Consider the following 14680-nt stretch of genomic DNA (forward strand, 5'->3'; position numbering starts at 1 on the left):
AGACCTCAGTCAAACAGCGCATCAACAAACTCTTCGGCCCGGAATGGACGCAAATCATCAATCTGCTCACCCACGCCAATAAAGCGAATTGGCAGATTAAAATGCTTGGCGACAGCAAAGATGATACCGCCCTTGGCCGTTCCATCCAGCTTGGTCAGAGCAATACCAGTCACACCTACGACTTCCTGGAACTGCTTGGCCTGACTGATGGCGTTCTGTCCGGTGCCGGCATCCAATACCAGTAATACTTCGTGCGGCGCATCCGGATCGATCTTTTTCATTACCCGAACCACCTTGCTCAGCTCATTCATCAGGTTGTCTTTGTTCTGCAAGCGTCCAGCGGTATCGGCAATCAATAAATCTGTTTTACGTGCTGTGGCTGACTGCAAGGCATCAAAAATAACCGAGGCTGAGTCAGCACCGGTATGCTGCGCAATGACCGGCACCTGATTACGCTCTCCCCATACCTGTAACTGCTCCACGGCAGCGGCACGGAAGGTATCACCGGCCGCCAGCATGACTGACTGACCTTCTGACTGGAAACGTTTGGCCATTTTACCAATAGTCGTGGTCTTACCCACACCGTTCACCCCAACCACCAGAATCACCCGCGGTTTGCCCTCGGCCGGTAAAATCAGCGGCTGCTCAGCACCCGACAACAAGGCTATCAATTCAGCCTTTAACTCAGCCTTAAGAGCGGCCGGATCTTTGAGCTGCTTGCGAGCCACCTTATCAGTCAGGCTTTCAATAATGGCGGTGGTAGCTTCTACCCCTACATCTGACATCAGCAACAGCGTTTCCAGCTCTTCGAGCATGTCATCATCAATTTCACTGCTGCCACTGAACAGATCACCCAACTGGGCAGTCAAGGTCGCCTTGGTTCGGGTCAGGCCGGACTTAATCCGTTCAAATAAGCGCTGTTTACGCTGCTCAGGTGCTTCTGCCGGAACAGCCGGAACGGGTTCTGGTTCTGGTTCTGGTTCTGGTTCTGGTTCTGGTTCTGAAGATTCAGCGACAGGCGGTTCAGTGTCAACTGGCTCTTCAACTGGCGTTTGCTCTGAAGGTTCCAGCTCAGCCATTGATTCTGCTTCCTTCGCTACGACCTCCGGTTGAGTCTCTTGTTCAGCGACAGGAAGCTCCTGAGTGCTATCTGACACATCAGCTTTAGCTGTTTTTTCGATATTTTCTGGCTTACTAGCCTCTTTTGGCTTTTTGCGAGCCAGGATAATGATGATGATGACCAGCAGCACCAGCGCCGCCGCCATATAGGGCAGCAGGGCCGGGTCCAGGCCATTATTGAGCATCCAGGTATTGATAGATTCCATAGCGTTGTTCAGTCTGCCTGCTAAATAGTGGATAAAGGTTTAAAAATTGCGTTATCTTAACACAGAGCCGCTGCTGACAAACCTGATCGGAACGAATATGCCACCAACAAAATACAAACCCCTGTTTAATCGACGCTATCTTTATTGGCTGGCATGGGCTGTTGCCATCGCCATCGTGTTACTCAGTGCGACAGGGAGAGAAAAACCAAGGAAGACCTTCGGAATCAGTTGGCAGGCTCAGCCAGCTCACTGGCGTATGCAAATCGAGACCCAGGATCTCTATCAACTCGATGCTCTACTGAGCACACCAGCAACATTCGGGCTGGCGGGGAGACAACTGCAAGCCACCTATTACCATGCCATACAACAACGCCTATCTATGCCAGAGTCTGAAGCGCAGCTTAGCCAGTTTGGCTGGCAGTCCATCCTGACTCATGACACGTCGCAGATCCGGCTGAGCCTGAAAATGGCGGCTGAGCCCACAGAAACTCAGCTCAACTGGCTACTGGAACAACTACACGAGCCCCCCACCCCATTAAGCGATGCTGAGCAACAGCGAATCCTGGCCGAATGGCGGCTGGACATACAACAACCAGAAGCTCGACTGATGGCCGAGTTAGAACACTGGCAAGCACCTGTCATGCCAGAGGACCACCACTGGCAATTATTACTCTCCGGACCTGCTCTAGATGCTGGCCAGGATGAACCTTCCCCTCCAAAGTCATCAGCACTAGACACACCCGAAAAGGCTACTGCTTATCAGATGGATAGCTTTGCGCCTGCCCCTTATCAACTGCTAGCCTGGCCAGCACCTTCAATTGCAGATGCCACCTCACTTGCACTAAATCGGGTCGCGGTTTCAGCACTCCAACTTGCGCTGAATCAGCAAAACACGTGGCGCAGTTATCGTCTGATCTGGCAGCCCGTGTCACCTCAAAACCGCTTGGTATTAATACTGAATGAGCCACAAGTTAAAGGCACCACGGCGACAGCTCTACCTCAGCTGCTTACTGATGAAATTTCTGATAGTCTGCTGCTGCAAGCGCAAGCGCAACTGCTTGAGCAACTTTCAGAGCGCTATAGCCATCCTGACTTTCAACACCAATGGCTGGAACTGACAGCTATGCTGGGGTTACCCATTGGCAGTGAACTTACTTATGCTACGGCATTGCAGCAACTCACCGCCGATGCCATTCGACAGCAGTTGCAGCTCTTACTCAATGCTGATCACCAGCTAAGCGTGACGCTTAAACCTTTCTGAAAACAGGAAATATAAACCTATGAGTCGACGCAACAGTGCCGCTCGCCGCCAGAGCCTCCCAAAAGATGACATTTCCACGCTGCGTATTATCGGTGGCGACTGGCGCAGTCGTAAGCTCACTTTTCCCACCATCGACGGCTTACGCCCAACCCCTGACCGAGTCAGGGAAACGCTGTTCAACTGGCTGCAAACCAGCACACCCGGAGCAGCCTGTCTGGATCTGTTCTGTGGCAGTGGTGCACTGGGATTTGAAGCTCTGTCGCGGGGAGCATCCTCAGTCACATTTGTGGATCGGGCACCCGAGGTGGTACACCAGGTACGCCAGAACCTGAACCTGCTCAAGGCACAAAATGCTGATGTTATCTGTGCTGTGGTGATTGACTGGCTGGAGATGAAAAAAGCCGATCAGGAACCCAGATACGATCTGGTATTTCTCGATCCCCCTTTTCGACAGGATCTTATCAGATCTGCCGCGACCCTGCTGGAAACACGCAATCTACTGAACAGTAATGCGCTGATCTATATCGAAACCGAAAGTCACTGGCAAGCGGATGGCCTACCAGAAAACTGGACACTCTACCGTGAGAAAACCTCAGGCCAGGTCAGCTATCGCCTTTACCTGCGCGATGAGCCAGCGACCCAAGAGCCAGATCTCAGCCTCGCACCCCGTCAGTAAATATCTGAGATAACAGCCGGGCCTGATTCATGACGTCTTCACCAGTCTGAGCCATGGCACTGGCTATCAGGCTATCGAGCATTCCTGACAAAGCTTGCGAAGCGGTGGTCAGAGGCAATTTTTTGCGCAACATTTTTTTCTTTTTAGCCTGTTTAAGAAAGTAATGAATATGCTCACACACTAGAGCCTGATCAGCCTCAATCTGTACTTTTAAATTGGACAGCTCTGGTAGCTCTGGGTTGGTGAGAAAAATACGGTAAGCGCGGCGATATGAAACCTGCTCAACATAAGCACGCACTACACCCAAGAGATAGTCATGCAGCGCTTGTAACGGATCTTGCTTAGCCGACTGACGCTGTTCTATATACTGGAGTTCAAATGGGTGGCCTGACATAAGATACAACTGTTGCAACAGATCATCGCGGTTACGAAAATGCCAATAGAGTGCGCCATGGGTAACACCGCAAGCGGCTGAAATTTCTTTCAAAGATACCCGGTTAACGCCTCGCTCAGCATAAAGTGTCATCGCCGTGGATAACAACATGCGACGTGTTTGTTCCGCTTCTTCTTTTGTACGCCTGGGCATGACTTTCCCTCGATCAAGTGCCATTTATTTAAATTATCATAACCATGTATAAATGTAGGTGCTTAATCTACTGTTTTGCAAGCAAGAAGTATTTATTTAACAAAAGTGTCATACACCAAGCCGATAGCGATCTAAGAAAACACCGCCCTATTATATAACCAGAATTTATAGGTCTATTGCATTTATTACTGATTTAGCTCAGGACATGCTATTTTTGTATTTGTGCCTTGCGGGCGTTTCCGTTAACATCCGCGCAAATACTCAGCAGAATCCCTGAGGATACTATGAATACGGCAGTCTACCCCGGTACCTTTGATCCGATCACTAATGGACACACAGATCTGGTTGAACGTGCCAGCAAGCTGTTTGATCTGGTTGTTGTTGCCGTAGCAGAAAGCCCGAAAAAGAGCCCACTGCTGCCATTGGATCTCAGGGTTTCGCTGGCAAAGACCTCGCTCAGCCATCTATCCAATATACGTGTTGTAGGCTTTAACTGCCTTCTGGCTGAACTGATTCAACGCGAAGGTGCTAATATCATTCTGCGAGGACTGAGAGCTGTTTCTGACTTTGAATATGAATTTCAGCTGGCAAATATGAACCGGAAGCTGAGTCCAGATGTCGAAAGTCTGTTTCTAACACCGGCTGAACACCTTACCTATATCTCTTCTACACTCATTAGAGAGATAGCTTCATTAGGTGGAGATGTCAGCCAGTTTGTACACCCGAAAGTGTCAGATGCGCTGATAGCATACCTGAGTTCAAAAACCGTATAACGAGTCAATGAGGTAGCCGCATGGCCTTGATCATCACCGATGAATGCATCAACTGTGATGTATGCGAACCGGAATGCCCTAACGAGGCAATTTATCCGGGCGAAGAAATTTATGAAATCGATCCGAACAAATGTACCGAATGTGTCGGACACTACGATACACCTCAGTGTGTTGAAGTCTGCCCGGTCGATTGCATCCCTAAAGATCCCGACCATGTCGAGACCGAAGAGATGCTGATGGACAAATATAAGCAGTTGACTGGTAAGTCATAAGGGTCTCGTGGGCAGTTTCCGCTGTCCACGCCCTTTATCCCGACGGCAGAGCTTATCAAAAGCTGATCGATAGCTGATCCAGACCAAACTCTGCATCCATACGCTGGCCTACCAGATTTTCAGCCACCAGATGATGTGCGTACTGCATGTGCAAACAACGTACTTTATCCCACTGGGCGATCCCCCCTATTCCCAGCTTATTGAACAACTCCAGAAAACCAAGCGCGTCAATCCGTGCACGATCATCCGCTTGCATTAATTGCCAGCGCTGTTCTACGTAGGCAATCTGCTGCTGTCTATAGACTTCTCGAAGTGCATCATCCTGCTGCAACTCGTCTTCCAGAGCTTTGATCCAGCCAGTACTTTCGATGCGCGCTATAGCTTTGTCCAGATCCTGGCTGCACAGCCAGTAGAGGGTTGGAAAGGGCTTGTCAGCGACCAGAGAGCGCATTTGCAGCACAACAGGAACTCCCTCGGACGTGGCATGCGCAATAGCAGCAATCCCTCTGGGCTTGCGCCCCAGTTGGCGGGTAATAATCTGCAGTTGTTCGGGTGTCGGTTGCATGCTGAGTCCGTACCTTGTCGCTGGTCAAAAATGGCAATTATACCTGAGCATAGGTTTCACTGCTGCCCATCCAGCGTAGAATCAGTGCATCCGTCACCTGCGGACGATCACTAAGATTAGCGGCCAGGATTTTAACCTGAGGTAGCAGGTCTGCATCCCTCTCAAGATCTGCGATACGAAACTGCATCATCCCTGTCTGCCGAGTGCCAAGCACTTCACCGGGTCCACGCAACTCCAGATCTTTTTCAGCGATACGAAATCCATCGGTGGTTTCCCGCATCACCTGCAGGCGCTCGCGCCCCTGCCGGGATAAGGGCGCATGGTACATGAGCACACAGAAGCTCTCGATGGAGCCCCGACCCACCCGACCACGCAATTGGTGTAACTGTGCCAGCCCGAGGCGCTCTGGATTTTCAATAATCATTAAACTGGCATTGGGGACATCCACTCCCACTTCAATCACAGTCGTGGCGACCAGAAGATCCAATTCAGCCGCTTTGAAAGCCACCATGACAGCGGCTTTCTCAGCCGCTTTCATACGACCATGCACCAAGCCGATGCGTAATTCCGGTAACTGTAGTGATAACTGTTCAGCAGTAACCTCCGCTGCCTGACACTCCAGTGCCTCAGATTCATCAATAAGGGTACAGACCCAGTAGGCTTGCCGCCCTTGGGCACAGGCCTCACGCACCCGTGCCACCACCTCATCACGTCGTGTGTCAGAAATAACACGGGTATTCACCGGAGTACGGCCTGGCGGTAATTCATCAATTACTGAGCAATCCAGGTCGGCATAGGCACTCATAGTTAACGTTCGCGGAATCGGTGTAGCGGTCATAATCAGTTGGTGTGGTACCCGGATGCCATCGCGGCCCTTTTCACGCAGACTCAAACGCTGATGCACACCAAAGCGATGCTGTTCATCGATTACCACTAGCGCCAGCCGCGCAAATTTCACTTCATCCTGAAACAGTGCATGGGTGCCCACCACCAGTGCGGCCGTACCCAGCGAAATCGACTCCAACTGCTGACTGCGCTGCTTGCCTTTAACCTTGCCCGCCAACCAGGCAACTTGAATACCTAAGGGTTCAAACCACTGACTGAAGGCAAGAAAATGCTGCTCTGCGAGGATTTCGGTGGGTGCCATAATAGCGGCCTGATATCCAGCGGCGATGGCTTGCACTGCGGCCAGTGCGGCTACCAGCGTCTTACCTGAGCCAACATCGCCCTGCACCAGACGTAGCATCGGTACATCCGTAGACAGGTCTTGAGCAATTTCAGCGATAACGCGCTGCTGAGCGGCGGTTAATGCAAACGGCAAACGCTGTAAAAAGGCTTGTTGTAAATCCATAGCAGGCGGTAAAGACCAACTGCCCTGATGCTGAATACGCTGTCGTACGCGGATAAGTGACAAATGATGCGCCAGTAACTCTTCCAGTGCCAGGCGACGCTGAGCCGGATGTCGCCCCTCCAACAAAGCCTGCTGATCAGCCTCTGGCGGCGGGTGGTGCAGATAACGCAATGCCTGGTTCAGCTCAGGCAACGCACTTGATCGACGTAATTCAGTGGGCAAAAAATCTGGCAACTCCGCCTGACTGAGCTGCTCTAGCGCCTGCCCTATCAGATTGCGCAAGCGCGGCTGAGTAAGCCCTTCGGTTAATGGGTAAACCGGTGTCAACGCCTGCTCAGGAAGTGGTGGTGTTTGGCTAGAGGCTAGCAGCTGATATTCCGGATGAATCATTTCCAGTCCGGCACTACCGGGACGCACTTCACCAAAGGCACGCATCCGCACACCGGGTTTTAAGGCATTTTTCTGCCCGGCACTGAAGTGAAAAAAGCGCAGTGTGAGTTGCCCAGTACCATCCTGCAAACGGCACAACAGACTGCGGCGACGCCCGGTAACCACATCCACCAGACGCACCTCACCTTCAACAACCCCCTCATCGCCTGGTTGCAGTGATGCCATGGGACGGATATGCGTACGATCCTGATAGCGTAACGGCAGATGAAAAAGTAAATCCTGCAGCGTCAGAATACCCAACCGGGTCAGCTTAAGTTCCAGAGCTGTTCCGACCCCTTTGAGCTCCCTGATTGGCTTCCCTGACATCAGACTTCCAAGAGGGGCGACCGAATCTGACAACGATTTACAGCCTGCACCAGTATTTCTATGGCCTGAGGCCGGGGAAAGCTGGCACGCCAGGCGATTGCGACAGTACGCATAGGTTTCGGATCGGTAAAAGGACGCACCTCAACCAACTTACTGGAGGGGTGCCCCTCTATCGCCGACTGTGGCAAAACACTGCAACCCAAACCCGAAGCAACCATCATACGAATCGTTTCCAGCGAACTGCCCTCAGTGACGGTGTGCTGATTGTGGAAAGACTGATTGAGGGTAGGACAGGCTTCCAGTACCTGATCCCGGAAGCAGTGCCCTTCACCCAATAACAACATTCGCAGATCCCCCATTGACGAAGGACTGATAGTTTTTTGCTTGCTTAGCGCATGCCCTTTTGGAAGCACCATCTGGAAGGGCTCGTCATAGACGGGCCGGGTCAGCACATCGGGTTCATTGAAAGGCAAGGCAATGATAATCGCGTCCAACTCACCGTTACGGATTTTTCCGCGCAGGGTTTCGGTCATATTTTCTTCAATGTAGAGCGGCATCTGCGGAGCCAGCTGCTGCACCTGCGGAATCAACGATGGAAACAGGTAGGGACCGATGGTAAAAATAGCCCCTACACGCAGTGGGCTGGCCAGTTGATCCTTGCCAGCTTTGGCCATCTCGCGGATGGCTTCAGCTTGCTCCAGCACGGTTTGTGCCTGGCGCACCACCTTTTCACCCACTGGCGTGACCCGTACAGCACTTTTACTACGCTCGAACAGTGCCACACCCAATTCGTCTTCCAGTTTCTTTACCGCAATCGACAGAGTAGGCTGAGACACAAAACATCGCTCCGCGGCATGACCAAAATGTTGTTCCTGCGCCAGGGTAACGATGTAGCGTAGCTCTGTGAGTGTCATGCAGTTTCCTTAGACGTGAGGTAGATGGCCCTGCCTGATTTCACCAGTAGCAGTCAATACCAGAGTATTAAACTTTAGCAAACTCTTCCAGCAACACCTGTTGAGCACTGAAGCGCTCTTCACCTTCCTGAGGCTGCAGTAGCGTATAGCTGCCATCTGAGTGCAACTCCCAACTCTGGCAGTTATCACGCATATAATATTCCAGTTCACGCACGATACGCTCAGCATTCTTGCCAGTCAACTGGAACCCGGTTTCAACCCGGTTGAGCATATTGCGTTCCATCCAGTCTGCACTGCTGCAGTACACCAGAGGATCACCACCATTAGCAAAGTAGTAAACCCGTGTGTGCTCCAAGAAACGTCCGATAATGGAGCGTACCCGAATATTATCCGAAATTTCCGGCAAACCAGGACGCAACCGGCACATTCCACGGATAATCAGATCAATTTTCACTCCCGCCTGCGATGCTTCGTACAAGCCCCGAATCAACTTCGGCTCAGTCAGACCATTCACCTTGATAATGATATGACCTTCTTTGCCAGCCTGCACGTTACGTATCTCATTCTGCATCAATTCCAACATACGTGCATGCAGAGTGAAGGGAGCATTAAAGAGCTTTTTCAGCTTCTGAATCTTGCCCATACCTGTTAATTGCTGGAACACCTTGTGAACATCTTCACCGACATCCTTGTCACTGGTCATATAGCTGTAATCGGTATACAAACGTGCCGTTCCGGAGTGGTAATTACCCGTCCCCAGATGACAGTAACGCACCAGATTATTGCCTTCCCGGCGGATGATGAGCATCATCTTGGCATGGGTTTTATACCCCACCACACCGTATACCACCAGACAACCGGCTTCTTGCAAACGGCTTGCTAACTGCAGGTTGCTCTCTTCATCAAATCTGGCCCGAAGTTCGATCACCACAGTAACTTCTTTACCGTTGCGGGCCGCTTCCACCAGAGAATTTACTATATCGGATTTTACGCCAGTGCGGTAAAGCGTTTGTTTGATCGCAATAACATCCGGATCTTTAGCCGCCTGACGCAATAAGTCGATCACCGGGGTGAAGGACTGGAAAGGGTGCAACAACAGCTGATCATTGCGACGTAAAATGGCAAACACATCTTTTTCAGTTTTCAGCTTACCCGGCACACCCGGAGTAAAGGGTTTCCAGCGCAGGTTGGGATGATCCACCAGATCGCGCACGGCCATCAGGCGGCTCAGGTTCACCGGCCCATTGACCCGATAGACCTGATTTTCCTCCAGTTTGAACTCAGCCATCAACACACTGATCAGCTCTTCCGGTGAACGCTGATCCACTTCAAGCCTGACCGCATCTCCGTATTTACGCGAGTGAAGCTCGCCACGCAAGGTACGGGCCAGATCCTCTATTTCTTCAACATCAAAACTCAGGTCGGCATTACGGGTAATGCGGAACTGATAACAGCCGCGCACTTTCATCCCGGGGAACAGGTCATCGGCAAATTCATGGATAACCGAGGACAGAAAAATCAGATTATCGCCCGGTTCACACAGCTCATCGGGCATGCGTATTAGCCGTGGCAGGGAACGAGGTGCGGGAATAATGGCCAACCCGGTTTCACGCCCAAAGGCATCCTTTCCTTCCAACTGCACAATGAAGTTTAAGCTTTTGTTGACCAGTCGAGGAAACGGATGAGAAGGATCCAGCCCGATTGGACTGATGACCGGCAGGATTTTTTCTTCGAAATACTCTTTGACCCAGCGACGCTGCTCAGTATCCCAATTGCCCCGGCGCAGAAACCGTATTCCTTGTGCCTCCATCTCTGGAAACATAATCTCATTGAGTATTTTATACTGCCGATCAACGTTGATTTCACAGATTTCGCGAATTTTCTCCAGTACTTTCTGTGGATACATGGCATCAGGGCCGACATCTTCACGCCCATATTTGAGCTGTCGCAACTGTTCAGCGACACGTATTTCAAAGAACTCATCCAGATTACTGGAAAAAATGAGCAGAAACATCAGACGTTCAAGTAACGGGTAGCCTTCATCTAACGCCTGCTCCAACACCCGGACATTAAACTGCAGGTGGCTCAGCTCACGGTTGATGTACAGCTCCGATGCCTTCAGATCAACAGGCACCTCTTCGATCGGCTCAATCGTCGGTAAAATTTCTCGACTCTCCAATAAAGCAGTTGCCGCTGTGGCTTCCACTTCAGCCTGATCGATGCTCATTTCGCTCATTCTTATCTCCTCAATTCAGCGCACGCGCTGCGTTAACTGCAAAATAGGTCAATACGCCATCAGCACCTGCGCGCTTGAAAGCTATCAGTGACTCCAACATCACACTCTGTTCATCCAACCAGCCATTCTGGAAGGCGGCCATGTGCATCGCATATTCGCCACTCACCTGATACGCAAATACCGGCACTTTCAGCTCGTCTTTTACGCGCCGTACAATGTCCAGATAGGGCATGCCCGGCTTCACCATCACCATGTCAGCACCTTCAGCCAGATCCAGTGCCACTTCATGAAGGGCTTCATCACTGTTGCCTGGGTCCATCTGATAATTGAATTTATTGCCTTTACCCAGGTTAGCGGCTGAACCTACAGCATCGCGGAAGGGACCATAGTAAGCACTGGCATACTTGGCTGCATAGGACATGATACGCGTATTAACATAGCCTTGTTCTTCCAGTGTAGCGCGAATATAGCCTATGCGCCCATCCATCATATCACTGGGTGCAACGATATCAGCGCCAGCCTCAGCATGAGATAGCGCCTGAGCTACCAGCGTTTCAACAGTGCGATCATTCAACACATAACCGGTTTCATCAATAATGCCATCCTGCCCATGTGTCGTAAAAGGATCCAGAGCTACATCGGTAATCACCCCCAATGATGGGCAGGCATCTTTAATCGCACGCACCGCACGCTGCGCCAGGCCATCAGGATTAAATGCTTCCTCAGCCAGCTCAGACTTAGCAGACAAGGGTGTTACCGGGAACAAGGCGATGGCAGGGATGCCCAGATCGACCAGTTCACGCGCCTGCTTCACCATCAAATCAATACTCAACCGCTCTACACCCGGCATGGAAGCAACCGCTTCACGCTGGCCCTGACCTTCGATAACAAAAGCCGGGTAAATCAAGTCATCCGGAGTCAGCCTGTTCTCACGCATCAGGCGTCTGGAAAAATCATCCACACGCATACGACGCATGCGAGTTTCCGGGAAGTAGCGCTGACTGTTATTAAATCCCACGTTAGGCTCCTTTGAAGCTAGCTATTGAACGAATAAAACATGACAGGAGTATGACAAAAACCTCAAGTGACAAAATAGAGATTTTTTCAAAAAAACTGATTTTTAGGAAAAACTCCTATATCAACTTTCTGTGTGACTGGCATAATAAGCTCCATGGATCTCCTGTTCATGGACTGAATAAACGGATGGCAAGCACAGCGACCAAGGATGCCGGGATAGCAAGAACATGATGTTCGGGATCGCACGGAAAAGGACCGCCAATAAAGGGGGCGCATTACGGATAATGCGCCCCCTTTACCTTTTAGCTTTGAAAATCAGAAAACTGCAGGATTTTCTTAATTCTACATAAAGCTCTGATTTACTTCCTGCCATACTCGTGAAACCAATTGTGTTCCTTGCAAGTCTGTGTCGGCCTGCAACCATCTGGCCAGGTGCCAAGCAACATCTGGATAAACCACGGGTGCCACATTGGGCTGCTCCAGCCAACCTAGTGCCAGCTTTTTATCAAAGGACTGCATCACCGTGGCACGTCGCATCTTCTCCAGTATACAGGCATTTGAGTATTGCTCAATCTGACCCGACAAGGGCTTGGTGAGGATTTTTTTTCCCAACATCAAAGCCTCACTACACAAACCAAAACCGGTATTACAAATAACACCATCACTCTGATGCAAATCTGCAGGAAAAGTTTCCCGACTAAGCGGTCTGACCGTCACATTTCCCAGATCAGCCACTTCAGGTACGTCAGCATACAGCTTAAACCTGTAACCTGGCATTGACTGCAGCCAATGCAGCACCTGCTCCGTCAACTCAAAGGGCAAGTAGACCAGAACAAATAGCTGTTGCTGATCGGCAGATAGTGTCGGAGCTGTAGCGTTAAGTGCCAGCAAGGGTGGCAGAATAGGTTGCTCAAAAGCTTGCCAATGTACCCCAAGATAACGATCCAGTGGAGTGAAAGTATCTATTGCCTGCTTAAGCCAGAAGGCCTTGCGTGTACCAGGTAAGTCGTAGCGCAAGGCATACTGATGGGCTAGCCCGAGACTCGGTAACTTCTGCCGCCTGGCCGCCCAGGCCGTCACCGGCTCAAAGTCATTCAACAGCAAATCATAGCCACTTAAATCCAGACAACGGACATCTGAAAAGAATTGTGCGATACGGGCCGCCTTAAGTGTTTGCCAGCGCTTGACGCTACCCGCCTCAGTCTTAAAGGTGAAACCCTGATAGTGCTGAAAGTCGCCGAAGCATTGCATGTCAAACAACTGCTCACGAGCTCGGCCGCTGAACAAAAAATCAACCGAGATCCCCGCTTGCTGTAGAGCAGGCAACATGGCTCTGGCACGGGTGATATGGCCGTTACCGGTTGCCTGTACCGCGTAGAGTATGCGCATTAATTAATGACCCAGAAACACCAGCACTAACTCTGCCGATACATAGCCAAGCAACGCACCGGCCAATATATCAGCTGGATAATGTACGCCTAACAGTACACGGGACAACCCGACAATACCCGCCAGTATATAAACAATTACAGCGGCTTGTGGATAAAAAGCTGAGACTACAGTCGCGAACAAAAAAGCCGCTGCCGCATGGCCGGATGGAAAGCTGAACCTGTCTGAGGGCTTGATCAACGCCTCGATTTGTGAAAGTACATGACAAGGCCGGTCGCGCTGAATAGTGTTTTTCAATAGCAGATACAGAGGTAGTTCCAGCGTAAAAGCCCACGCCCCTGCTGCAAAAAACTGCCGCCCCTGCAGAGGCTCCAACAACAATAGCAGTATGCCAGCCAGGCCATAAAGGTAACCATCACCACAGCGAGACACCCAACGACTGGCGTGTTCAACCGGCCGGAATATCCTATAGCCACTGAACCAGAAAAAAACCCGGGTATCAGCGGCACTGAGTTTTTCCAGTGTATTGTGCATGCTGCCATCCTGCTTTGAATTGCATGATGGCATTATGCCGCTGTAAAAGTGACATACAGATGAATGGCAGATTACGGTTTTATGTCAGCGAGCGTGCAAACCATTTACTGACTTCACTCACCAGTTTCGTAGGATTATCCCAAGGAATCATGTGCCCTTCCCCCTTGAGCTCAATCAGTTCAAACGGGTGCGTCATAGCCGCCACGACCTGCTTGGAGTATTGCAGCGGCAAGACCTCATCCCTTTCGCCATGAATAATCGCGGCATTAAAGTCATAGCGTTTAGTCATCGTACCACTGCTATGGGTGAACAAACTGGCCAGCGTACCCAGCGGATAGTCATAAACGATACGTGGATCCTGACTGATTTCAGTTGCTGCCGGATGGCCTTCCAACAGCTGCTCATAATCAATAAAGCTTTTCATTGGGACTTTTAACTGTGGGAAGAATATCGCACTACCCCAGGTCATACTCCAACCAAACTGATGAATCAGATCCGGTGCGATCTCCGTTACCAGTAAGGTGCCGCACAATACAGATTTAACCCGCGTATCTCTCTCAGCAAAGGCTACCGCCAGCAAGCCTCCAATAGAGTATCCATACACACCCACGGGGCCGGTGAAACGCTGTGTCAGGTTATCGACAACCAGTTTCATATCTTCCATAACCTGCTCAACACGGTAATCACCGCGAGTGCCACCTGAGTAGCCATGACCTCGCAAATCAATGCCCACCACATTAAACCCTTGGGCACTGATACCGGCCAGTAATTCAGCGTACAACTCACAATAGGTACCAATTCCCGGTAGAAAAATGATCACCGGCGCTGTTTTGCTGTGACTATAGAGCTCACAATGTACCTGCTGATCACCCAGCACCAGCACTTCCCGATGCGCCAGAAATCGGTGCAACCCGAGTTTGTCCCGGAGCAACTCCCGGCTTTCTGGAGACTCATTTACCTTATCAGACATCAAACCTACCGGATCGAAAAAACTATTCATGAATTCATACACCTAGTTCATTAAG

Annotated in this window: 14 protein-coding genes; 4 read left to right on the top strand and 10 right to left on the bottom strand. The window is 50.7% G+C overall.

Features of this window, described 5'->3' with window-relative positions; genetic code table 11:
* Nucleotides 1-5: 5 nt before the first annotated feature.
* Nucleotides 6-1265, bottom strand: coding sequence for a signal recognition particle-docking protein FtsY (gene ftsY / locus F5I99_RS17700; RefSeq protein WP_407670361.1), 1260 nt, complete (start codon nt 1263-1265; stop codon nt 6-8).
* A gap of 157 nt (nt 1266-1422) precedes the next feature.
* On the opposite strand from ftsY, the gene F5I99_RS17705 reads away from it, so the two are divergent.
* The gene (locus F5I99_RS17705; protein WP_151058340.1) at nt 1423-2586 is read left to right on the top strand and encodes a hypothetical protein; all 1164 of its coding nucleotides are present in this window, start codon (nt 1423-1425) and stop codon (nt 2584-2586) included.
* Nucleotides 2587-2605: 19 nt separating this feature from the next.
* The gene (gene rsmD, locus F5I99_RS17710; RefSeq protein ID WP_151058342.1) at nt 2606-3262 is read left to right on the top strand and encodes a 16S rRNA (guanine(966)-N(2))-methyltransferase RsmD; all 657 of its coding nucleotides are present in this window, start codon (nt 2606-2608) and stop codon (nt 3260-3262) included.
* Here rsmD and F5I99_RS17715 read toward each other — a convergent pair.
* Nucleotides 3240-3848: a TetR family transcriptional regulator gene (locus tag F5I99_RS17715; RefSeq protein WP_191905892.1), complete on the bottom strand. Its 609-nt coding sequence runs from the start codon at nt 3846-3848 to the stop codon at nt 3240-3242. The genes rsmD and F5I99_RS17715 overlap by 23 nt on opposite strands.
* 284 nt (nt 3849-4132) lie before the next feature.
* Between F5I99_RS17715 and coaD the strand changes: the two genes are divergently transcribed.
* Both coaD and F5I99_RS17725 read left to right on the top strand, forming a co-directional pair.
* Entirely contained in the window at nt 4133-4621 is a 489-nt protein-coding gene (gene coaD, locus F5I99_RS17720; protein WP_151058346.1) for a pantetheine-phosphate adenylyltransferase, read from the top strand.
* Nucleotides 4622-4641: 20 nt separating this feature from the next.
* Nucleotides 4642-4893 carry a YfhL family 4Fe-4S dicluster ferredoxin gene (locus tag F5I99_RS17725; protein WP_151058348.1) on the top strand — a complete coding sequence of 84 codons (252 nt, stop codon included), beginning with the start codon at nt 4642-4644 and terminating at the stop codon, nt 4891-4893.
* A 55-nt stretch (nt 4894-4948) separates the two neighbouring features.
* Here the strand turns inward: F5I99_RS17725 and F5I99_RS17730 are convergent, their stop codons facing one another.
* The 8 genes from F5I99_RS17730 to F5I99_RS17765 all read right to left on the bottom strand — a co-directional run bounded on the left by F5I99_RS17730 (nt 4949) and on the right by F5I99_RS17765 (nt 14655).
* The gene (locus F5I99_RS17730) at nt 4949-5458 is read right to left on the bottom strand and encodes a DUF501 domain-containing protein (RefSeq protein ID WP_151058353.1); all 510 of its coding nucleotides are present in this window, start codon (nt 5456-5458) and stop codon (nt 4949-4951) included.
* 37 nt (nt 5459-5495) lie between these two features.
* Nucleotides 5496-7565 carry an ATP-dependent DNA helicase RecG gene (gene recG, locus F5I99_RS17735; protein WP_151058355.1) on the bottom strand — a complete coding sequence of 690 codons (2070 nt, stop codon included), beginning with the start codon at nt 7563-7565 and terminating at the stop codon, nt 5496-5498.
* Nucleotides 7565-8479 carry a hydrogen peroxide-inducible genes activator gene (locus F5I99_RS17740; RefSeq protein ID WP_151058357.1) on the bottom strand — a complete coding sequence of 305 codons (915 nt, stop codon included), beginning with the start codon at nt 8477-8479 and terminating at the stop codon, nt 7565-7567. Before F5I99_RS17740 ends, recG begins: the two co-directional genes overlap by 1 nt.
* 67 nt (nt 8480-8546) lie before the next feature.
* Nucleotides 8547-10715, bottom strand: a complete 2169-nt coding sequence (ppk1, locus tag F5I99_RS17745) for a polyphosphate kinase 1 (protein WP_151058359.1) — start codon at nt 10713-10715, stop codon at nt 8547-8549.
* A 10-nt stretch (nt 10716-10725) separates the two neighbouring features.
* Nucleotides 10726-11733, bottom strand: coding sequence for a porphobilinogen synthase (gene hemB / locus F5I99_RS17750; protein WP_151058361.1), 1008 nt, complete (start codon nt 11731-11733; stop codon nt 10726-10728).
* A 341-nt stretch (nt 11734-12074) separates the two neighbouring features.
* Nucleotides 12075-13121: an MJ1255/VC2487 family glycosyltransferase gene (locus F5I99_RS17755; protein ID WP_151058363.1), complete on the bottom strand. Its 1047-nt coding sequence runs from the start codon at nt 13119-13121 to the stop codon at nt 12075-12077.
* A 3-nt stretch (nt 13122-13124) separates the two neighbouring features.
* Nucleotides 13125-13655: a phosphatase PAP2 family protein gene (locus F5I99_RS17760; RefSeq protein WP_191905893.1), complete on the bottom strand. Its 531-nt coding sequence runs from the start codon at nt 13653-13655 to the stop codon at nt 13125-13127.
* A 79-nt stretch (nt 13656-13734) separates the two neighbouring features.
* Nucleotides 13735-14655 carry an alpha/beta hydrolase gene (locus F5I99_RS17765; protein WP_225307467.1) on the bottom strand — a complete coding sequence of 307 codons (921 nt, stop codon included), beginning with the start codon at nt 14653-14655 and terminating at the stop codon, nt 13735-13737.
* Between the last annotated feature and the right edge of the window lie 25 nt (nt 14656-14680).

The sequence above is a fragment of the Nitrincola iocasae genome, from assembly GCF_008727795.1.
Lineage (GTDB): Bacteria > Pseudomonadota > Gammaproteobacteria > Pseudomonadales > Balneatricaceae > Nitrincola > Nitrincola iocasae.